Annotated in this window: 19 protein-coding genes; 3 read left to right on the forward strand and 16 right to left on the reverse strand. The window is 52.2% G+C overall.

The genetic code is table 11. From position 1 onward, the window contains the following. Positions 1–187 precede the first annotated feature (187 nt). Complete coding sequence (locus JW499_RS10915; RefSeq protein WP_205210628.1) at positions 188–3,706, forward strand: ATP-binding protein; 3,519 nt, start codon at positions 188–190, stop codon at positions 3,704–3,706. 91 nt (positions 3,707–3,797) lie between these two features. Here the strand turns inward: JW499_RS10915 and JW499_RS10920 are convergent, their stop codons facing one another. From JW499_RS10920 to glnT, 12 genes are all read right to left on the reverse strand, one after another. Beyond that, positions 3,798–4,043 carry a GlsB/YeaQ/YmgE family stress response membrane protein gene (locus tag JW499_RS10920; RefSeq protein ID WP_091353642.1) on the reverse strand — a complete coding sequence of 82 codons (246 nt, stop codon included), beginning with the start codon at positions 4,041–4,043 and terminating at the stop codon, positions 3,798–3,800. Positions 4,044–4,082: 39 nt separating this feature from the next. Beyond that, on the reverse strand, positions 4,083–4,874 hold the full coding sequence (locus JW499_RS10925) for a 2-keto-4-pentenoate hydratase (protein WP_205210629.1): 792 nt from the start codon (positions 4,872–4,874) through the stop codon (positions 4,083–4,085). Between the two features lie 167 nt (positions 4,875–5,041). Then, positions 5,042–5,716 carry a sarcosine oxidase subunit gamma gene (locus JW499_RS10930; protein WP_205210630.1) on the reverse strand — a complete coding sequence of 225 codons (675 nt, stop codon included), beginning with the start codon at positions 5,714–5,716 and terminating at the stop codon, positions 5,042–5,044. A 2-nt stretch (positions 5,717–5,718) separates the two neighbouring features. Beyond that, positions 5,719–8,619: a 2Fe-2S iron-sulfur cluster-binding protein gene (locus JW499_RS22660; RefSeq protein ID WP_205210631.1), complete on the reverse strand. Its 2,901-nt coding sequence runs from the start codon at positions 8,617–8,619 to the stop codon at positions 5,719–5,721. Continuing rightward, complete coding sequence (locus JW499_RS10940) at positions 8,616–8,933, reverse strand: sarcosine oxidase subunit delta (RefSeq protein WP_205210632.1); 318 nt, start codon at positions 8,931–8,933, stop codon at positions 8,616–8,618. Before JW499_RS10940 ends, JW499_RS22660 begins: the two co-directional genes overlap by 4 nt. A 10-nt stretch (positions 8,934–8,943) precedes the next feature. Beyond that, positions 8,944–10,188 carry an FAD-dependent oxidoreductase gene (locus tag JW499_RS10945; RefSeq protein WP_205210633.1) on the reverse strand — a complete coding sequence of 415 codons (1,245 nt, stop codon included), beginning with the start codon at positions 10,186–10,188 and terminating at the stop codon, positions 8,944–8,946. Positions 10,189–10,234: 46 nt separating this feature from the next. Next, on the reverse strand, positions 10,235–11,098 hold the full coding sequence (folD, locus tag JW499_RS10950) for a bifunctional methylenetetrahydrofolate dehydrogenase/methenyltetrahydrofolate cyclohydrolase FolD (protein ID WP_205210634.1): 864 nt from the start codon (positions 11,096–11,098) through the stop codon (positions 10,235–10,237). A gap of 9 nt (positions 11,099–11,107) precedes the next feature. Continuing rightward, a complete protein-coding gene (gene purU / locus JW499_RS10955) occupies positions 11,108–11,977 on the reverse strand; it encodes a formyltetrahydrofolate deformylase (protein ID WP_205210635.1) in 870 nt (289 codons plus the stop codon). A 142-nt stretch (positions 11,978–12,119) separates the two neighbouring features. Beyond that, positions 12,120–13,448: an FMN-binding glutamate synthase family protein gene (locus tag JW499_RS10960; RefSeq protein WP_205210636.1), complete on the reverse strand. Its 1,329-nt coding sequence runs from the start codon at positions 13,446–13,448 to the stop codon at positions 12,120–12,122. A gap of 22 nt (positions 13,449–13,470) precedes the next feature. Continuing rightward, on the reverse strand, positions 13,471–14,154 hold the full coding sequence (locus JW499_RS10965) for a GltB/FmdC/FwdC-like GXGXG domain-containing protein (protein WP_205210637.1): 684 nt from the start codon (positions 14,152–14,154) through the stop codon (positions 13,471–13,473). Positions 14,155–14,165: 11 nt separating this feature from the next. Next, positions 14,166–15,071, reverse strand: coding sequence for a class II glutamine amidotransferase (locus JW499_RS10970; protein WP_205210638.1), 906 nt, complete (start codon positions 15,069–15,071; stop codon positions 14,166–14,168). A gap of 39 nt (positions 15,072–15,110) precedes the next feature. After that, the gene (gene glnT / locus JW499_RS10975) at positions 15,111–16,442 is read right to left on the reverse strand and encodes a type III glutamate--ammonia ligase (RefSeq protein ID WP_205210639.1); all 1,332 of its coding nucleotides are present in this window, start codon (positions 16,440–16,442) and stop codon (positions 15,111–15,113) included. A 274-nt stretch (positions 16,443–16,716) separates the two neighbouring features. Here glnT and JW499_RS10980 point away from each other — a divergent pair, with 274 nt between their 5' ends. Further along, positions 16,717–17,313: a helix-turn-helix domain-containing protein gene (locus JW499_RS10980; protein WP_205210640.1), complete on the forward strand. Its 597-nt coding sequence runs from the start codon at positions 16,717–16,719 to the stop codon at positions 17,311–17,313. Between the two features lie 77 nt (positions 17,314–17,390). On the opposite strand, the gene JW499_RS10985 is transcribed toward JW499_RS10980, so the two are convergent. The 3 genes from JW499_RS10985 to JW499_RS10995 form a co-directional block, all read right to left on the reverse strand. Beyond that, positions 17,391–17,789: a carboxymuconolactone decarboxylase family protein gene (locus JW499_RS10985; RefSeq protein ID WP_205210641.1), complete on the reverse strand. Its 399-nt coding sequence runs from the start codon at positions 17,787–17,789 to the stop codon at positions 17,391–17,393. 91 nt (positions 17,790–17,880) lie between these two features. Then, a complete protein-coding gene (locus JW499_RS10990; RefSeq protein WP_205210642.1) occupies positions 17,881–18,234 on the reverse strand; it encodes a MerR family transcriptional regulator in 354 nt (117 codons plus the stop codon). A 71-nt stretch (positions 18,235–18,305) separates the two neighbouring features. Beyond that, positions 18,306–18,656 carry a putative quinol monooxygenase gene (locus tag JW499_RS10995; protein WP_205210643.1) on the reverse strand — a complete coding sequence of 117 codons (351 nt, stop codon included), beginning with the start codon at positions 18,654–18,656 and terminating at the stop codon, positions 18,306–18,308. A gap of 499 nt (positions 18,657–19,155) precedes the next feature. Between JW499_RS10995 and JW499_RS11000 the strand changes: the two genes are divergently transcribed. Next, on the forward strand, positions 19,156–20,058 hold the full coding sequence (locus JW499_RS11000; RefSeq protein ID WP_205210644.1) for an alpha/beta hydrolase family protein: 903 nt from the start codon (positions 19,156–19,158) through the stop codon (positions 20,056–20,058). A 150-nt stretch (positions 20,059–20,208) separates the two neighbouring features. Here the strand turns inward: JW499_RS11000 and JW499_RS11005 are convergent, their stop codons facing one another. Then, positions 20,209–20,709, reverse strand: a complete 501-nt coding sequence (locus JW499_RS11005) for a hypothetical protein (protein ID WP_205210645.1) — start codon at positions 20,707–20,709, stop codon at positions 20,209–20,211. Positions 20,710–21,464 lie beyond the last annotated feature (755 nt).

A 21,464-nucleotide genomic window follows, 5' to 3' on the forward strand; every position in this document is an offset into this window, starting at 1 on the left:
AAATAGTTTTGATCAGGAGGTTTCTAATTCAGCTCATCGCCGGGTATTGCCGATAAGCTTATGAGTTTATTAAGGTTATGCCAGCAGCGATCGGAAGCAATTTTAATGCTTGCAGTTTTTATCAACTATTGTGTTATCTATCTCGAACACCCTGCAGTACCGGGCAGACAGACTCAGGGAGAGTTTTATGCAATCGGCATTCAAATTACGACAGTTTTATCTGGGAGTGGCGGTTGCCGTTATCTTATTTCTGACCCTCTCAGCAGTAATCTATTATCAGGCGCGAACCAGTATCAGAGACGATCTGCTACAAAATCAGAGTCAGGCTCTGAAACAGATTGAGCGTTATCTGAATGATCAGCTGGATACTCAGCGCAAGCAGATTCAGTTTATTGCCCAACTCCCCGCCATTGAGGCGATTGCCCAAAAACTGACTCACACCAACACCTCTGATTCCATCGAAGCACTCAGCCTGAACCAATGGAAGTCACATCTGCAACAGTCGTTTCTGGCGTTTGTGAAAACGACTCCCGAGATTCGCCAACTCCGCTTCATCGGTATCGCCAATAACGGACGCGAACTGATCCGGGTTGACCGCCGTCAGGGGCAACTCAGTATCATTACCGAGCAACAACTCCAGTCTAAAGGTGATTCAGCCTATTTTAAGGAGATAACAAACTCAGTTGATGAGTCGGTCTATTTAAGTGATATTGAATTTAACCGTGAGTTTGGCAAGATCGAACTGCCGGAATGGCCTACCTACCGTCTGGCGGTCAGAATATACGATGCAGACCACGCGCTGTTTGGCTTTGTCATTATCAATTACAACGCCGGGCCATTGCTGCAGAGATTGAACAACATGCACCATGCAGGTGGTGTGTTTTTACTCAATGACCGTGGTGATTTTCTATTACATCCCGATCCGGATATCGCCTTTGCTTTTGAACGGGGTAACCCCGTCACCTGGCCAGACTATTCAGGGCAGACAGAGCCGGTTAGCGGATCACAACGCTGGCAACAGATTAGTACTCCTGATGGCGATACGCTGAACTATATCGCCAGCCAGATTAACCTGGGCAGCAGCAACGAGCCAAGACAGTTCACCGTAATAAAGACACTGACAGAAAACGCTATACAAGCGCAGATACTTAAACATTTCCTGGCAACATTTGCCGGCCTGTTGATCATATTCACGATCGCCCTGAGCGTGGTTTTTCTTTACCAGAAAGCACTCTCGGCCCGCAGAGAGCTACTGAAAACCCAAAGTAATTTCCGCGCAATTGTGCTGGGGTCTTCAGAAGCGATCATTACCGTCGACAGGAACGCCTGCGTGAAAGACTGGAACCCGGCAGCTGAGCGGCTGTTGGGCTACAACGCTGCGGCACTGCTCAGCCTCAATATATGTCATGTTATAGCGGATACTGATGCGAGCAGCCAATGTCTGTTATCGGTGCAGGACGTCATTGACGATGGCAGAATACGCACGAACGAGGTTCAGATAAAAAACCGTGAAGGACAGGTTCGTCATGTGGAGATGACGCTTTCGGCGATTAAAGATAATCGTGATACCCAGCACACAGCCACAGCCGCTGTGATCATTCACGATATTACAGCGCTTAAACAGGCACAGGCCCTGCAGCTTAAGCACAATGAGGCGCTGGAACAACAGGTTGAAGCACGCACCCGTGAACTGCAGGACGCCGTCCGTGAAGCCCGGGCAGCCACCGAACTAAAAAGCCGCTTCCTGGCCAATATGAGCCATGAGATCAGAACGCCAATGAATGGCATTTTTGGCATGCTGGGATTACTCCGTAAAGGGCCTCTCAGCCGTCGCCAGCAACAACAGTTGGAGTTGGCAGAGAGCAGCGTTAAATCACTGACCCTGCTGATCAACGATATTCTGGATTTTTCTAAAATTGAGGCCGATAAACTGGAACTTGAGTTTATTGACTTTGATCTTCACAGACTGCTGCACGCCTGTGTCCAGTCGATTTCGTCTGTCGCCTACAGCAAAGATATTGAGATGATCGCTCATCTGGTGGATGTCGACACCGTCTGGGTCAATGGAGATTCAAACCGGATACGCCAGGTTCTCAATAACCTGCTCAGTAACGCCGTCAAGTTTACCATGACAGGACAGATCTGCCTCAAAGCAGCCACCTATATGAAGGATGACAAAACGCTCTGGCTTAGCTGTTCAGTACAAGACACCGGCATCGGTATTAGCTCGGAGAAACTATCCGGGATCTTTACCTCCTTCTCCCAGGAAGAGATTGGAACTTCCCGGCAATATGGTGGCAGCGGGCTGGGCCTGACGATCTGCAAACAACTCTGTCAACTCATGGGTGGCTCGATCAGAGTCGTCAGCGAAAAAGGGTATGGCAGCACCTTTTCCTTCACCATCCCCCTCAATCCAGCGACCACCGAAGCAGCCCCTGCATTTAAACCGGACCTGGGCGGCCAGGGTGTATGGATAGATGCAACGCAACCCAGCACATCAGCCAACCTGACAAAAATTTTTCACAGTTGGGGAGCGCGTGTGACGCTGTCGGATGCTGATCAGTTTCATAATATATACCAGTCACCCACCTACGACCTGCTGGTTGTCGATTCAGTCAATTACATCCGGCTGAAGCCCGGTATTGAGCATTACCTGCAGCAGAGCAACCCATCAGCGCAGGTGATGATCATCGATAACTGGCATGCCCCGGATCTGATCGATCCGGCCGTTCTGGATCCAGATACCGTGTTAATTGACTCACCGGCGACACTGGTCAATCTGTCAGCCGCCCTTGAAGCATTAAAAATCGACCGAAAACATGCCGAAGGAGAGCCGCCAGTTTCAGATACACCAAAGCTCAACTTCCATAACCGTAATCTGCTGGTCGTCGATGACCACCGGATCAATCGTGAAGTACTTCAGGGGCTGCTGGAAGACTATCATGCCCATGTACTGCATGCACAGAACGGCCAGGAGGCTATTGATATCCTCCGCCAGCAGACCGATGATACCGTGCTCGCTATTATCATGGATTGTCAGATGCCGGTGATGGATGGTTATGAGGCGACCCGGAAAATCCGTGCCGGGGAGGCTGGCCCGATCTATAAGAATGTCCCGATCATCGCCTTAACCGCCGCGGCCCTGCAGGGCGAGAAAGAGAAGTGCCTGCAAGCGGGCATGAATGACTATCTGAGTAAGCCTTTTGAACCGGAGGCACTAAAACAGCTGCTGTGTCAGTGGCTACCCCATGTTATTGAAGCCCCTGCCCCGGTCAATAGCGCAGAACCGCTCACGCAGAGTGACGATTCACAAGTCCACTCGCCACTCTGGAACAAGCACAAGGCATTGCAACAACTGAATCAGAAACAAACGCTGTTACAACGTATTATTGAGATCTATCTGAAATCCGCCCCTCAGATTCTGAAGACGCTTCAGAATGCGGCAGAATCTGGCGATACAGCAGCGTTGATCAGTGCAGCACACAGCTTAAAAGGCATCTCCGCTAATGTTGGAGCAACCCGTATCGTTGAACGGGCCCGTCAGTTGGAGGGGGAGGCCGCGAAGATGAGCGCTGATGAGATCACAGCGGAAGTGTCACATCTGACTGAGGATCTTAAGCAGTTCAGGTGTTTACCGGAACTGCTGAAATTCATGCAGACGACAGGCTTCGAAAACAATGATCAGGAAAGCACTGCGGACGAATGAACTGGTGACGAATATACCGCTCACTAGAGCCCCGACAGGTCCCATCTGTCTCCAGAAGTTGAAGACTTGACCGACTCCGGGAAGCTGAGGTTTACTTCAGTTTTTTATAAACAAACAGCAGAATAAAGGCACCAACGGTTGCTGTTGCTATGCTGCCAAGGCTAAGGCCATCCAGGGTGCCGAAGCCTATCAGATTGCCGAGAAAACCACCAACAAAAGCACCGGCGATACCTAGCAGAGTAGTGATGATAAAACCGCCACCATCCTTACCCGGCATAATCCACTTTGCCAGTACACCTGCGATTAAACCCAAGATAATCCAGGACAGAATCCCCATAGCCACACCCCTTTTCTGTTTTTTTACTCGTATACACGACTAGTTTATCTTAAAGCGCAACGAAATTTCCCCATATTTTTCATACTCTAAGGTAAAATCAATCTCAGGCGCTACCTCAATAACCCCGGCATAGGAACTGGTAATCACCACCTGACCGGCCTTGATATCGATACCCTGCTGGGAGAGACAGTTAACCAGCCAGAAAAGCGGTGTTTGAGGATAGCCTGAAGGATGTTTGCCCTCCATCCGGGATTCTGAGTCGACAATCCCCTGCGTTAAAACAAAACTTATCTCAGAGGCAGTCAGCGCCTGCGCAACGCTGATTTGCGGGCCGACAAACAAGCCCTGATTAAACAGACAGTCAGCCAGATGTTCGAGATAGCTGATCGAATCGGGCTGAGCATAACGACTCAGAATCAGCTCCAGTGCCAGATGCGCGCCAGACAATGCGTCCAGTATCTCCTGTTTACCATAGGGTTCCTGTCGGTGCGGCAGATCACGCCCGAAACGAAAACCGATCTCCGGTTCAATTTTGCACACCCCCTGATCCAGCTGAATCGGACAGGGTGAACCGGTGTAAATACTGCTGCTGAAAATCGGCGCGATCACCGGGACATTTTCCAGCCCGTCAATGGCGATAGGCAGTGCACATTTCCAGCCACCGACCCCCTGCCCGGCTAACGCCATCTGTTGCATCAGTGATTGCTGAATCGCCAACGCCTGCTCGACTGTTACGGGACGCTGTTCCGCAGGTAACGGACCGGTAATCTGCCGATTAAGACGCCGGGTTAGCAGTGCCTGAGCGGCGGCCTGAATATCGGTTTGCTGCATAAACGTCTCGCACCCTGTTAACCCCTGTGAAAGCGCTAACTTTACCTTAAAGTCTGACGATAGAAACGGTTGCCAGGCGAAAAAATGGCGGGATATAAAAAAACCGCTGGCATCGGAGGAGATGCCAGCCGGTTTTTGGGTGATGGAAACGGTAAAGATTGAGCTTGTTATTGACTGCTCAGGAGAAAATTCTGGCCTGCCGGAGCGCCCTCAAACTCAGCCATGGCATCCAGCAGCGCGTCCCAGAGGTATCCCGCTGATGCACTGTCACTGAAGATGGAGAACACCGGTTTACCTGCCATCTGATGATGACAGATAATACCGCCCACCCGGGCCAGCGAAGTCATCACCAGATCGCCGGGAGCAAAGCTGTCCTCGCGCAGATCAACCGCGCAGACCTTCGCCATAATATCCGCCAGATTCTCACCCGCCAGCGCCAGCCAGGTATAACTGTCGTGACAATAGACCGGATAGATTCCGGGGCCGCTGAGCTGTTGCTGAAGTGCGTCCAGATCACGCTCGGCAGCAGCGTTGGGCAGCGCCAGCACCCAGTACTCTGTCCGTCCCAGCCGTAAAATCATAACGCCATCATCAGATACCGTCAGTGAGTTTGGCTGTTGCGGGTGTAACAGTCCGGCGGCGATCAGCGCCTCCCCCGCCTGCGGGCCGCGCAGCCCAAAACGGGGTAACACCGAAAGATCGATCAGACCGGTGAGCGGATCATCCTGCCCGGCATAGCTGAGCGTCTGAGCAGCACCGTTGACCTCGGCAAACTCAGCCTGCCGGTGTTTGCGATAGATAAAACTGCGACTGTGAAACAGCTCAGGTTTGATTACTGTCATGGTCACATCTCCTGTCTCAGGTTGTCTGGATCATAGAACGGCAGCTTGACGACGTCCGCCAGAATCTCTTCACCCTCTACGCGAATACTGATGCTGGAACCCGGTTCACTGTCAGCAATATCCGCAAAGGCCAGACCGATAATCGCCTGACTGGCTGATGAGTACTCACAGGAAGTGACATTGCCAGCTATCTTATCCCCTTTCAGCACCAGATGCCCCTCCTCGGGTTTAGTGCTGTTAAGGGGTAGTTTAAAACCAACCAGCTTTCTGGTTTGTGGCTGCGCCATCACAATATCAACCGACCGACAACCGACAAAGAAGGGCTTTTTGCGGTTCACCGCCCAGGTCAGATCCAGCTCGCCGGGATGACTCATCCCATCAGTATCCTGACTGACAATCAGATGGCCCTTCTCCAGTCGTAACAGACGCTGGGTTTCAACTCCGAATGGGCGGATATCAAACGTTTTACCTGCATCCATCAGCGCATCCCAGAGTGCTTCACCATAGCGGGTCGGTACATGGATCTCATACCCCAGCTCGCCGACAAAACCGACCCGTAACAGTCGCGCAGGAATGCCTGCAACATGGCCTTCGCGATAGGCCAGATAGGGAAAGGCTTCAGTACTGAGGTCGACATCATCCACCAGTTGTTGCAGCACCTTGCGGGCATCAGGTCCGGCCAGGTTGACCGCAGCAAACGCTGAGGTAACGTGCAGAATATCGACATCAAGACGCCACTGTGCATTCCACTTGGTCATATCCCGGTAGACCCGTTCAACACCACTGGTGGTGGCTGTCACGTAGAAATGATCCTCGCTGATACGGCAGGCAACACCATCATCAATAACGACACCATGTTCATTGGTAAGCACTGCGTAACGGGTTTTACCCACCGGCTGTTTCAGAAATGCAAAGGTGTAGATCCGGTTCATAAACTCCGCCGCATCGGCTCCCCGGATCTCGATACCGCCAAGTGTACTGACATCGATCAGACCCACTTTGGCACGTACATGCTCTGCCTCTTCGCGAATCCAGCGATCCCGTTGCGCCGCATCGCCATAATAGGCAGGACGACGCCAGTTACCCGCCGGAATCATCTTCGCCCCCAGCTCCAGATGACGGTGATGCATCGGAGTGTGTCGCCGTGGATCAAAGATCCGACCAGCAACATGCGCCAGCTTTTCCGGAGCAAATGGGGGACGTGCGGTGGTCACACCGGTTTGCGTTACTGTCCGGTCGGTCGATTTCGCCACCAGCCGGGCGGTTGGCAGGGCCGAGTGACGGCCCTGTGACGGCCCCATGCCTACCGTTGAAAAACGCTTAACCAGCTGCACATCGCGGTACCCCAGACGGGTCGCATTAACGATATCTTTAGCCTGCAGGTCCTCATCGTAATCGACAAAATCTTTGCCCTTAGGATGGCTGAAGATCGGCCAGCTGTAGTTGGGTTTAGCCTGACAGCTAACCGGCTGTTCTGCCTCTTCACTGAGTTTCAGATTATGCAGTGCCCGGATCGCTGCGTTCGCACCATCGGCGAGAACCGCATCGAGAGTGTGTAAACCATTGACGGAACCGGCAATATGCACGCCCTGCGGCAGCCCGGACAGGGTAAACTCTGCGGCATCATCGTCATAGGAGAGCTGCGCTCCCGCCTGGCACAGCAACTGGTACGCCGGCATATAGCCTGCGGTCATACAGAGCAGATCACACTCCAGCGTGGTCGCGGATTCACTCACCTGGCCCTCAGCTACAATAGTACGGATCTCAACGCCACGTATATGTTTATTGCCTTTTGTTGGCAACGCTTCATAGACCGTACTGCCCTGAATCACCTGGATACCCTTCTGCTGCACACTACCCAGCAACTCTGGCCAGGGATGCTCGGCTCGCAGATCAACAATGGCGGCGACCTCCACACCATTTTCCAGCAGTTCCAGCGCCGTCAGATATCCATCATCATTACCGGTCAGCACCACCGCTTTACTGCCAGGTTTTACCGCATAGAGTTTCATCAACCGGGTGACCGCGCTGCAGAGCATAATGCCCGGCAGATCGTTATTGCGGAACACCACATGCTGTTCATAGGCACCGGACGCAACGATGCACTCCTTAGCCCGCAGCTTATAAAATCGTTTGCCTTTAATCAGTGGCAGGTAGTTATCGGTAAACCAGGCGTTACAGACCGTATCGGTCATCACCTCTATGTTGTTGTGAGCATTAACCTTATCGATCAGTTCGCGACGCAGGGTATCGGCCTTATGCCCCTCAATATCGAAGCGGTTATAGGTCAGTGCCCCACCTAACAGAGGCATCTCTTCAACCAATAACACATTAGCACCGCCATCGGCGGCTTTGAGTGCGGCACTGAGACCTGCCGGACCAGAGCCGATCACGACAACATCAGTGAACAGATATTTTTTATCGTAGTATTCCGGTTTAAACGAAAGATCCAGTTTGCCCAGCCCCGCTTTGTCACGGATAAAACTTTCCCATTTGTCCCACACGCCCATCGGCTTAAAGAAACTGCGATAGTAAAAACCCACCGGCATAAAACGACCAAAGTGGCCGAGATAGGCGTCTTTGTCGCCTTCCAGCGTGCCGTTATAGTTTTGTCCCTCGGCAGTGATCCCTTCACGAATCATCTCACGATCGGCCAGTACATTAGGCTCACCGCCCAGCTGTACTAAGGTATTGGCATCCTGACCGGCCATGGTCAGAGGCGCACGGGGGCGGTGATATTTAAACGAACGGGACATCAACCACTGCTGATTGGCCAGCAGTGCACTGGCAATGCTGTCGCCTGCAAAACCCCGGTACTGCTTACCTTCAAAGCTGAACGACAGCGGTTTCTCCCGATCGATCAGCAACCCCATCGGGGCCTTTAGGCGCTTCTCGCTGCTCATGCGGTAATCTCCTCAGACTGACTACTCTCTGCTTTCGCACTGAACTCGACCCGTTTGGTAAAGATTTCAGAAGGGTCATAGGTACGCAAAATCTCATCGCTACCGGTATGCCGTTCAGCGATAAACCAATAGCCTGACGGTGCATGCAGCCACCATTCGGTGATCACACCAATCTGGTTATCGCTGTAAAACACATAATCGGCCCACTCCCTGTCAGTGCAGTTATTAGGGTCTGGCATCTCACGCAGCTCGCCACCATGGACAAATTCGCTGCTGTTTCGGGGTCCGTTCAGAGGACAATTAATAATCTTCATTGCAGATTCCTCAGTGGCTGGCCGCCGTAGCGCCCATCTCGTTAACCTGGCGGAATGTATCAAAGCGCGACATGGCAAAGGGCTCGATCAGTTCAGGCACTTTGCCCGTGGCAACCAGCCCGGCCATGGTTTTGCCGCAGATCGGTGTGGACTTAAAGCCCCAGGTTCCCCAGCCGGCATCAAGATAGTAGTTATCTACCGGGCTGAGCCCCATAATCGGGCTGTAATCAGATGTCATATCGGTCAGACCGCCCCACTGGCGCATCAGGCGCAAATTGGCCATAAAGGGAAACAGCTCGACCGCATGGGCCAGCAAGCTCTCTTTCAGATCCATGGTGGAACGGGTGCTATACAGGGGATAGGGATCAGAGCCACCGCCGAATACCAGTTCGCCACGACCGGTCTGCTGTACATAGCAGTGCAGTGCCGGTGAGCTGACCAGTGGATCAAGGAACGGCTTAACCGGCTGAGTCACCATCGCCTGAAGTGGATAGGTGGTGATCGGCATGCGGATCCCCGCCATCGCGGCCACCACTGAGCTCATTCCCGCCACAGCCTGTACCACACAACCACAGCGGATCTTGCCGCGATTGGTCTCGACGCCAGTCACTTTACCGTGCTCGACATTGACACCGGTCACTTCGGTCAGTTGGTGCAGTTCAACACCCCGCTGTGTAGCGCCTTTAGCGTAGCCCCATGCAACCGCATCATGGCGTGCGGTGGCCCCATCGATATGCCACAGACCGGCCAGCACCGGCTGATCCGCCGGGTTCATGTTCAGGGTCGGTACCAGTTCGCGGATCTGTTGTGGATCGATCAGCTCCGTCTTCCCGCCAAAATGTTTATTGACCTCAGTACGCTGCCGGAACCCCCGCACCGCAGCATCCGAATGCGCCAGGGTCAGCTGTCCCCGGCGGGAGTACATGATGTTGAAATCAAACTCATTGGATAGGCCCTGGAACAGCTTCACCGATTCGCTATAGAACTTCACCCCTTCTGAGGTGAGATAGTTGGAACGGATAACCGCCGTATTCCGGGCCGTATTACCGCCACCAAGGTAGCCTTTCTCCAGCACGGCAACATTGGTAATACCATGATATTTCGCCAGATAGTAAGCGGTGGCGACACCGTGACCGCCGCCACCGATAATCACTACATCGTAGTGAGACTTCAACGCAGAAGGCGCTGGCAGATCTGCATTCTGTTCAAATGGGTAGTCTTTATTCAGACCGTATTTCAGTAATGAGAAAGGCATCGACCTCTCCTCCATTCAATGTCGCATTCTGTACCGGTTAATGGGATCATGCAGAAATCTGTTGACGCGCCGCTGTGAGGGTGTTTTTCATCAGACAGGCGATCGTCATCGGTCCGACACCTCCTGGCACCGGAGAGATCGCCCCCGCGACTTCACTCGCCTCACTAAACGCCACATCGCCTACCAGACGTCGCTTGCCATCTTTCTCAACCGCGTTGATACCCACGTCGATCACCGTTGCGCCCGGTTTAATCCAGCTGCCTCTGATCATCTCGGGGCGCCCGACCGCCGCCACCAGGATATCCGCCTGACGGCAGATCGCTTCGATATCGGCAGAGCGGGAATGAACCACGGTCACTGTGCAGTTTGCCTGCAATAGCAGCGCAGCCATCGGCTTGCCGACGATGTTGGAGCGCCCTACCACCACCGCATGTTTGCCTGACAGATCGCCCAGTGTCTTTTCTAACATGATCATGCAACCCATCGGAGTGCAGGGAATCAGCTCAGCTATACCGGAGGCCAGCGCCCCCACATTAAGCGGATGGAAACCATCAACATCTTTTTCCGCCGCAATCAGACGAATGATCTCCGGTTCATTCAGTTGCTCAGGCAGGGGTAGCTGCACCAGGATGCCATGAACCGAGGGATCGTTATTCAGCTGTTCAACCAGTGCGTTAAGCTCTGCCTGGCCGGTGTCCGCTGGCAGACGATGTTCAGTGGAATGAAAGCCAGCCGCCGTCGCCTGTTTTACTTTATTGCGCACATAGACCTGACTGGCAGGGTCATCTCCCACCAGTACCACTGCCAGCCCCGGTGTCACACCAAACTCAGCGATAAACGCTTTAGTATCGATCGCCAGCTGCTCAACTACAGCCGCTGAGATCTTTTTGCCATCGATTAAAAGGGTCATGGTCAGCACCTATTTAAAAACAACGGTCTTGTTACCATCCTGGAAAACCCGGTGTTCGGTGTGCAGTTTAACCGCCCGGGCCAGCGCGACGGTTTCGGTATCCCGTCCCACGGCCACCAGCGCATCGGCATTGAAGGTGTGATCCACCGGCTGAACCGACTGCTCAATAATCGGGCCTTCATCCAGATCAGAGGTGACATAATGCGCGGTAGCACCGATCAGCTTCACCCCACGGGCGTGGGCCTGATGGTACGGTTTAGCCCCTTTAAAACCGGGCAGGAATGAGTGATGTATATTGATCGCCCGGCCACTCAGTTGCTGACACAGATTGTCGCTGAGGATTTGCATATAACGCGCCAGCACCACCAGTTCAGAGCCGGTCTCTTCGACTATCTCCATCAAAGCGGCTTCCTGTTCCAGCTTATTCTCTTTCGTCACCGGCAGGTGGACAAAGCGGATTCCTTCCCTTTCCGCCATAGGCCGCAGATCTTTGTGGTTAGAGACAATCGCGGTGATCTCCATGTTGATCTCACCCTTGTGCAGGCGATAGAGAAGATCATCGAGACAGTGGTCAAACTTACTCACCATAATCAGGGTTTTCATCGGTGACTTAACGGAGACCATCTCCCACTTCATATCAAAGCTGTCCGCCACTTCAGGGAATTCATTCTGCAGATCGGTGATCTGATAGCCGCCATTCTCAACATGGAAACGGGCGCGCATGAAGAAGTTACCGCTGTCCTCATCATCAAACTGCGCCAATTCGCTGATATAGCAGTTCCGCTCTGCCAGGAAGGTGGTTACTTTTGCGACGATGCCACTGCCAGCAATACAGCTGGCTTTTAATACAATCTCATTATCTGCTTCGTACTTACTCATGATGGCAGACTCCATAGTCTCCGGTTCATTATTCATCTATTCAGGCAAAGGGTGACCGTTCACAGGATGCGGGTGCGTCCCGTGTCGGTTCCCTTTGAATCTATCTGTTTAGCGTTTCAGTAACGCCGTTCTGGTCGCGTTGTTAGTAGCCCTTTCCAGGAATCCAGTTGGTGCCCGCCAGTGGCACATTGGCCATCGCTGCCGACTCCACCGTCAGGGCCACCAGATCTTCAGGTTCCAGGTTACGCAGATCATTCTTACCGCAGGCACGGGCCAGGGTCTGGGCTTCCAGCGTCAGCACATTGAGATAGTTTGCCAGGCGACGACCACCATCAACCGGGTCAAGACGTTTCATCAACTCAGGATCCTGAGTGGAGATACCTGCCGGGTCTTTACCTTCATGGTAATCATCATAGAAGCCTGCCGCCGAGCCGATCTTTTTGAACTCTTCGTCATACATCGGATGGTTACAGCCCAGCGCGATCAGTGCTGCGGTTCCGATCGCCACCGCATCCGCCCCCAGCGCCATACACTTGGCAACATCAGCACCGTTACGGATACCGCCGGAGACGATCAGCTGAACCTTGCGGTGCATCCCCATCTCCTGCAGTGCGCGGACAGCCTGGGGAATCGCTGCCAGCGTCGGAATACCGACGTGCTCAATAAACACATCCTGAGTGGCTGCCGTACCACCCTGCATCCCATCGACGACGATCACATCGGCACCGGCTTTGACCGCCAGCTTGACATCGTAGTAGGTCCGGGTGGCACCGACTTTGATGTAGATAGGCACCTGCCAGTCAGTAATCTCACGCAGTTCCTGAATCTTAATCGCCAGATCATCGGGACCGGTCCAGTCCGGGTGACGGCAGGCAGAACGCTGATCCACTCCCATCGGCAGGGTGCGCATCTTAGCCACCCGGTCAGTGATCTTCTGCCCCAGCAGCATACCGCCACCGCCAGGCTTGGCCCCCTGCCCCAGAACCACTTCGATGGCATCGGCTTTACGCAGATCATCCGGATTCATACCGTAACGGGATGGCAGGTACTGATACACCAGCTTGCTGGACTGACCACGCTCTTCAGGGGTCATACCGCCGTCACCCGTGGTGGTTGAGGTGCCCATCAGTGATGCTCCGCGCCCGAGGGCTTCTTTGGCGTTGGCAGACAGTGCACCAAAACTCATACCGGCAATCGTCACCGGGATATCCAGCACGATCGGTTTTTTGGCATAACGGGTTCCCAGCGTTACCGAGGTATTACACTTCTCTCGGTAACCTTCCAGAGGATAGCGGGACATACTCGCCCCCAGGAACAGCAGGTCATCAAAATGTGGCAACTTACGCTTGGCACCGAAGCCACGAATATCATAGATGCCGGTTTCAGCGGCACGACGGATCTCGGTCATCGTGTTACGGTCAAACGTTGCTGACTCACGCAGACCATCTTTTACTTTAATATCTTCACTCATCTTTTTGTCCTCGAAATCAGCCTTAGTAAGCGGAAGTGTTGTCCACTTTAAAGTTGTACAACTGACGGGCAGAGCCGTAACGTTTGAACGCGGTTGGATCTTCATCCACCCCGGCGCGATTCAGCAGTTCGGTCAGCTCTTCGATATGTTCTTCACGCATCTCCTTCTGAATACAGTCAGCCCCCAGCGACTTCACCTCACCTTTGACATAGATATGGGTTTCATAGAGAGAATCCCCCAGAGCATCGCCGGCATCACCGCACACCACCAGCGCACCCGCCTGCCCCATGAAGCAACTCATGTGGCCCACGTTACCTTTAACAACAATATCGACCCCTTTCATGGAGATACCGCAACGGGCGGCGGCATTGCCTTCAATCACCAGCAAACCACCGTGGGCTGTCGCACCGGCTGCCTGGGAGGCATCCCCTTTAACCCGGACGGTGCCTGACATCATATTTTCGGCCACCCCCTGACCCGCATTGCCGTGGATCGTCACGTGGGCTTTCTTGTTCATACCGGCGCAGTAGTAACCGGTCGGGCCTTTGATATCGACCGAGATATTCTGATCCAGTCCACAGGCGATATTGTGCTGCCCTTTCGGCTCCAGTACTTCCCATTCCCGCTCAGTACACTCGATAGCCTGATCATGCAGCGCCTGATTAAGGTCACGGACGCTCTGTTCTGTTAGGTTGATTGTTTTCATCATGTCGCTCCTTAGTGGCTGCTGCGTTCCCAAACATAGATAGTGGCGGGCTCTGGTTCCCAGATTCTGGCGTTTTCGATACCCGGCAGGGTGGTCAGCGCCTGATACTCTGATGCCATGGCAACATAGTCATCGGTTTCAGCCATCACCGCCGGTTTACAGGCGATCGGATCACGCAGTACGGCAAAGCCATCCCGGGTGCCAATGGTAAAGGTGAAAAAACCATCCAGATCTTTCAGCGAGTTAGTCAGGGCTTCATTGAGACTATCTCCCTGCTGTAAACGCCAGGTCAGATATCCGGCCGCTACTTCAGAATCGTTCTCGGTTTCAAAGACAATCCCTTCGCGCTTCAACTCTTCACGCAGACGGTTGTGGTTTGACAGCGACCCGTTATGCACCAGACAGAGATCCATCCCGGTAGAGAACGGATGGCTACCCTCCATGGTGACCGCAGATTCAGTCGCCATACGGGTATGACCGATAATATGGCTGCCCTTCATCTCTTTCAGGTTAAAGGTGTCAGCGATATTTTCGGGCAACCCCACCTCTTTGAGAATTTCGATAGACTGGCCGGCACTGAGTATCAGCACTTCCGGCGCCGTCGCTTTAACAAAAGCTTCAGCGATAGCGGCACTGGTCTGCAGTTTAAACACCGCAACCTTGCTGTTTTTAAACCACTCAACGCCCGCATTCAGCTCGCTCTGCGCTTTTTCAGCCAACGCGGCCCAGTCATAGTTTTCATCCGCATGCCGCAGGGTCAGTTTGATACTGCCATCGGCAACTTCATCGCCATAAATAGCGAAACCTGCACTGTCAGGGCCGCGATCAGTCATCGCAATCAGCATCGGCTCAAACAGCGCACCCAGCTGACTTTCAAGAGCCCTGTTCTTCAGATAAAGGCCAACAATTCCACACATAGTTATGTCCTCTTAAATCGACAATGTAAGCCTTCCGGCTTAGAAGAATTCTGCGTAACGGTTAATCTCCCAGTCGGATACATGCCGGCTGTAGTCGATCCACTCGTCGCGTTTAACTTTGATAAATTCAGCCACAATCTCTTTCCCCATTCGCTCAGTCAGAACGGTGTCCGCTTCAAGGGCAGTGATCGCTTCATTCAGATTCTGCGGCAGAATATCGATCCCTTTCTCCCTGCGCTGTGCTTCAGTCAGGGCGTAGAGATTGATGTTCTCAGGCTTTCCAGGGTCCAGTTCCCGTTCGATACCATCCAGGCCGGCAGCGATAATCGCGGCATGCACCAGATAAGGGTTACAGCCGGAGTCCGGCAGACGAAACTCAAGGCGGCCATACGGCACCCGCACCATTGCTGAACGATTGTTATCGCCATAAGCGATATAAGCTGGCGCCCAGGTTGCGCCGGACGCAGAACCGCCCACCACCAGACGCTTGTAGGAGTTAACCGTTGGCGCGGCGAAAGCACACAGGGCCTTAGCGTGATGTAACAGACCGGCAGTGAAGTGATAGGCCATTTTCGACAGCCCCATACCATTCACATCGCTGTCATCGTTAAACAGGTTTTTACCGTTTTCATCGCAGATCGACAGGTGGAAGTGCATGCCGTTACCGGTACGATCCGATGCGGGCTTCGGCATAAAGGAGCAGACCATCCCCATATCATTGGCGATCTCCCCTGCAGCCATGCGTACAAAGGTGAAACGGTCCGCCGATTCAAGGGCGTTGCCGTAGGTGTAATTGATTTCAAACTGGCCGTTGGCATCTTCGTGGTCGATCTGATAAACATCGAAATCAACCGCCTGCAGGGATTCAACCAGAGTTTCCAGAAATGCCCGTGAACGGGACAAACCTTTATAGTCATAACAGGGTTTAGCCAGGGTATCGGTATCATCCACGGTTTTCAGACCGCCATTGCTGTCCCGTTCGAACAGATAGAACTCTGGCTCAAGCCCGGTATTCAACGTCCAGCCCTTATCTTGCAGCAGCTTCAGTTGTCGCTTCAGCACCACCCGGCTGTCATAGGGGTGTGGTGCCCCGTTAACATAGCCCTCACACACAATCCGCGCATAGCCCGGTTGCCATGGGACGATTGACAGTGTGTTGAGATCACCCCGGGCCATAAAGTCAGGACCGTGAGGTTCCATACCCATGCCCCATACCGCGAAACCAGCGAAACCAGCACCGGTTTCAACAACATCCATCAGGCAGTTCGCCGGCACTGATTTGGTTTTGGCTACACCGTGGATATCAACAAACTGAGCCAGTACATATTTAATGTCGTTATCCGCAATAAACTTTTCTGAATCCTGTGGCATGGTAGCCCTCCGTCTGATGCTGAGCTCTGCTCTGATAAGGAGCAGATCTATATATTTCTTAACAGTAATTTTTTATGCTTAAAGAGAAAGCAACGCGTATGCCAAAAAAGTTCTTTTTATGAATATTTATTTCCTCACAGGATAACCTATTGATTTATATGAATCTAGTAAAAAAAAATTCTTTATGGGAATATAAGGGATCTCAAAAATAGTCTCAGGCCGCATGGACAGGCGCACAAAGCTGGTTCACAGCGCCCCAAGAAAGGGCAATCAGATGGCAGAACATAAAGGTCAGAAGTTCGAACTCGATCAATATATCGGTATGAAAGTAAAAAAAGCCCGGCTTGAAGAGGGGTTAAAGATTACCGATGTCGCGCGCATATCCGGCATCAGTCAGGGGATGGTCAGTAAGATAGAGAATGCCCAGGTCTCCACCAGCCTTGAAACCCTCAGTCGCCTCTGCTCCGCACTGGGGATGCCGATGTCAAAACTGTTTAATGACTTTGACCGTCCGGAAGGGGGTGCACAGTTCACCAAAGCAGGCGAAGGTCTGGAAGTAGTTCGCAGAGGAACCGAGAAAGGCCATACCTATCAACTGCTGACCTATCAGCGGGGCGGCAAGAAAAACTTCGAACCCTTTCTGATCACCATGGATGATCTGTCTGAGGTGTTCCCAACCTTCTCTCACCCGGGGGAGGAGTTTATCCATCTTCTGAGCGGCAAGATCCGATACCGCCACGGTAACCATCTCTATGATATGGAGCCCGGCGACAGCCTGACATTTGATGCCGAGATCCCCCACGGGCCAGAGGAGTTGTTAGAGGTACCGATCAAGCTGCTCTCAATTATCCATTACGATGATAAAAGCTGAGTGACTCAGATGGCTGAGCGTCTGCCCGAATACAGATAAAAGAGAAGCCCCGGCAATACAACGGGGCCTGCCACTGTCTATTTAGCTGCTGGCTCCTGAATCAGGCCCCGACTCAGAAACACCTCTTTAGCGACAAACATGCCGTTTAAAGCCGCTGGGAATCCCGCATACACCGCCATCTGCAGTATCACCTCAATGATCTCCTCAGCGGTACAACCAACATTCAGTGCACCATTAATATGAACGGCTAACTGCGGAGCACAGTTACCCAGCGCAGTGAGTGCAGCAACCGTGCCTATCTCCCGTGATTTAAGATCCAGCCCGGGGCGTTGATAGATATCGCCAAAAGGAAATTCGATGGTGTAGCGTGCCAGATCGGGGCAAACAGACTGCAGGCTGTCAATCACCCGTTGCCCGGCGTCACCATCGATCTCGGTAAGCTTTTCTAACCCTGATTCATACCGTGTTAATGCCATTTTCCATTGCTCCTGTGTGGGTGTATGGAACAAGGCTAAAGGTTAGAGCATGCTCTAAGTCAAGCATTTTAAGACTTCAGCGGCTAATCGTTCAGGGTTTATGTGACTGGTAATACGCTATTTTTGCATCCAGCGCCTGCAGATGCTCCTGCTCTCTTTGCAAACGCAGTTTCAGAGCATCGCGGTGCCGCTCTAGTAAATGACAGCGATTGTCAAAGGTCGCATCGCCCGCTTCCCGCAGTTCAGCATAGTGACGAATCTCCGCCAACGGCATGCCGGTGTCCTTCAGTCGGTTGATAAAACGGACCCATTCGACATCCTTCGAAGAGTAGCGCCGATGCCCACTGGCATCTCTGGAGATATTCGCCAGCAAGCCGATCTTTTCGTAATACCTCAGGGTATGGGAAGAGAGCCCGGTCAACGCTGAAAATTTTGCAATATTCATTGTAAGGTCGTGTTCTTAAACATTAGCGATACCGCGCTGGCAGGCAGAGATCTCGTCCGGAGAGATCTGTCTCACTCAAACACAGGTGCATCGTAATCGACGCTTTCATCGGAGTAAGCGGTAACAATAACATCCTCAACCAACCCCGCTTCTGCCTGAACCTGGGTTTCAAAGAAATGCTGAATCTGTGTTCTGCGTCCATGGGCCGACCAGGCGTCTGCATCCTTCCAGATCTCATTGAAAACGATTGGGTATTCATTACGGGTGGCACTGGGATGATCAATCTGACGCGTCAGCCGATATTGAATACACCCCTCTTCCCGGCAGGAATCAGGCTCCAGCGCCTTTAACACCTCAAACAGCTCTGACTCTTTACCTGGTTTCGGCTTAAACTGGGCTATCACATATACGCGGCTGGTCATCGGTTTTCCTTTCATTATCAGTAGGTCGAATGATAGTAGATGAAAACCAGGGCGACGTGAAATGCTCAGTGAGTTGTCACGATAAAAATCTATTCCGTTACCCATAACTCAGAGATTTACCAAAGAAAGAAGGTATTGACCAATAGAATCAATACTTTGTGTGAGCTGATTTAGTGTCCATATCAAAGCCTCCGCAGCACCTCTGTGCATTAACAATAACCGTTGCAAATAACCCCTGGTTATTTGTTATTGTTATTTTTAGCCAGTTCCCCTCTAATAACGCTATCAATCGCTATGGATGGTGAGCGTTTACCCTATTCAGGGTCTCTCCCTGCTTTGAGCGATCTCCCTTTTCGCTTCTGACTAAACGACGAATACAATGAGCTTACTTGCCCGAATTTTAATAATATTCACTACTTTTTCTTATTCCCTCGCAGGCGGAATAGCCCAGGCCGATGAGTGGAATGTGGGCTTTAACACGCTTCAGGTGTCAGACCCGGTGTTAGATTACGACATTGACGTTGCGGTATGGTACCCCACCCAGGAGAGAGCGAAGGCTGAGACGGTGGGTCCGGCAACCCTGAATGTGGCCCGTGGCGCCAGACCAATCGCCAGGACTCATGGGTTGATACTGATCTCCCATGGCTTTTCGGGGAGCTTTCTGGGGCACAATGATACGGCTCAGTTTCTTGCGCGCCAGGGTTTTGTGGTGGCCACACCAACCCATCCTGACATACCGGGCCTGAAGTCGGGAAAACCAGAATTCGATCCGTTAGCGGTACGACCACGTCATCTCCGGTTGATCAGCAACCGGCTCTTAAATCATCCGCAGTTTAAGGCAGGCTTTCTGCAACATCGTGTCGGCGTTATTGGCTACTCCTTAGGTGGTTACACCGCGCTGGCAGCCAGCGGCGTGCAGCCCGACCCATCAGGTTTAGCCGCTTACTGCAGCGCTGAGATTAACGATGCTCTGTTATGTTCACCTGAAGCGACACGGCGTTTTGCCACTATCGCAGACCAACTGTCACAGCAAAAGATTGATCAGATAGCAGCTATCGTACTGCTTGCACCCGCGTATGGGCCTCTATTCTCTGAGCAATCGCTGGCAAAACTCGATATTCCGGTCCGTTTGTTTAGTGCAGAAAAAGACCAGGAGCTGGATAATCGCTACAACGCTCAGCATTTTGAGAAATTTCTTGGCAATACCTCCGCTAGCGAGGTGATCAAAGATGCTGGTCACTTTGTCTTTATTGCCCCCTGCCCGGACGCCCTGAAACACGCAGTTCCGGTTTTGTGCGAAGACAGCAAAAATGTTGATCGGGTATCGGTTCACCAGAAGCTGAATGAAACGATTGGGCACTTTTTTGCGCGTGTGTTTGGGCAACAGAAAACGGACTCTTAATATCTCCCGACCGGGTGCTGCATAACAGTGCTAACAACCGGTTTAAAACATTCATAACCCTTTGGCGTTCATAGAGTCAGGGGTATTTTTGATCGTAGCCAGAGGAGAAGCTGACCCCACCAGCCTGCCCTGTAACTAAAAGAGCGCCACTCACTCCATCACCTCAAGATACTCAATATGATCTTTTTTCAAAACCAACTGGAGGTTATGAAAACCCGAGACAGACACCCGCTGCTGCCCTTTCTTACTCAGGTAGTTCGCGTATATCACAACATCGATTGCAGACCGATACCTCTCAGGCAAATCAACCGCTTCGACAAAGTCGCCTGGAGGTATCTCAAGGGAAACCAGGTCAGCCTGACGAGCAAGTATCGATTTCAGGCCATTCCGTGCAGCAAACCACTCCGCAGCATCGCGGGGTAACAATGTTGCCGCACGGCTGCTGTAGATAAAAACCAGATCCACCGCTGTGGATGATTGTTGGTTGGCATCAGGCAGCGCGACAATCCGAAGGCTTGCCAGCTGACTGCCCCGGCCCTCCACTTTCACAACATCACAACCGGCAACCAGCGCGATGCTAAGATAGAGTCCCAACCAACATAAGAAAGTAGCGCCTCTGTTGTACCTATGGGTAGTCTGCTCTTCTATCATTTCATCCCTTTTTGCCAAACAACGAAAAAATTGGCCTGCCCATTTGATAACTCGTTTCAGTCTCATAAAATATACCGGCCCCATGTTGACCAGTTGAATATTCATTTACACTGTCGGCCTGTACGGATTGCAGACGTTAAATACAACAAGGATTTCTCTCTATGCAAAGTTCACCGAATGTTCTGCTAATGGTAGCGGCAATATCAAGCGGTTGCGCGGCATTATTACATTTTGCCTGCGTTTTTCTGGGTGCCCCCGGTTTCCGGATACTTGGCGCAGGAGACCGATTGGTTCACATGGCTGCACGGGGCAACTGTTACCCTTTTGTCGTCGCAGTTCTGATCGGGATAATACTCATTATCTGGTCGCTCTATGCGCTATCAGGTGCCGGCGCGATCCCCAGGCTGCCATTTGTTAATGTAGTGTTATTTGCTATCACTGCAGTATATCTACTAAGGTCGGCTGCGTTTCCCCTGCTAAAGAGGGTAATCCCGGGTAACAGTGATCAGTTCTGGTACCTCAGCTCACTGATTAGCCTGGCAATCGGTTTATTGCATTTATTCGGCCTGATTCAGGTTTGGCAGAGTCTTTAATACCGCTGCATATTCACGGCTAAACAAGGCTAAACAGGGACAGGCATATTCTAAAAGCCTGATCTATACTGCTGATACCTCAAACAAGGATGTTAAGGAAATCATATGACCCGTGCCCGTCATCAGATTATTTCTACCGCAGACACTCCCTATTATCACTGT

Source organism: Amphritea pacifica, assembly GCF_016924145.1.
Lineage (GTDB): Bacteria > Pseudomonadota > Gammaproteobacteria > Pseudomonadales > Balneatricaceae > Amphritea > Amphritea pacifica.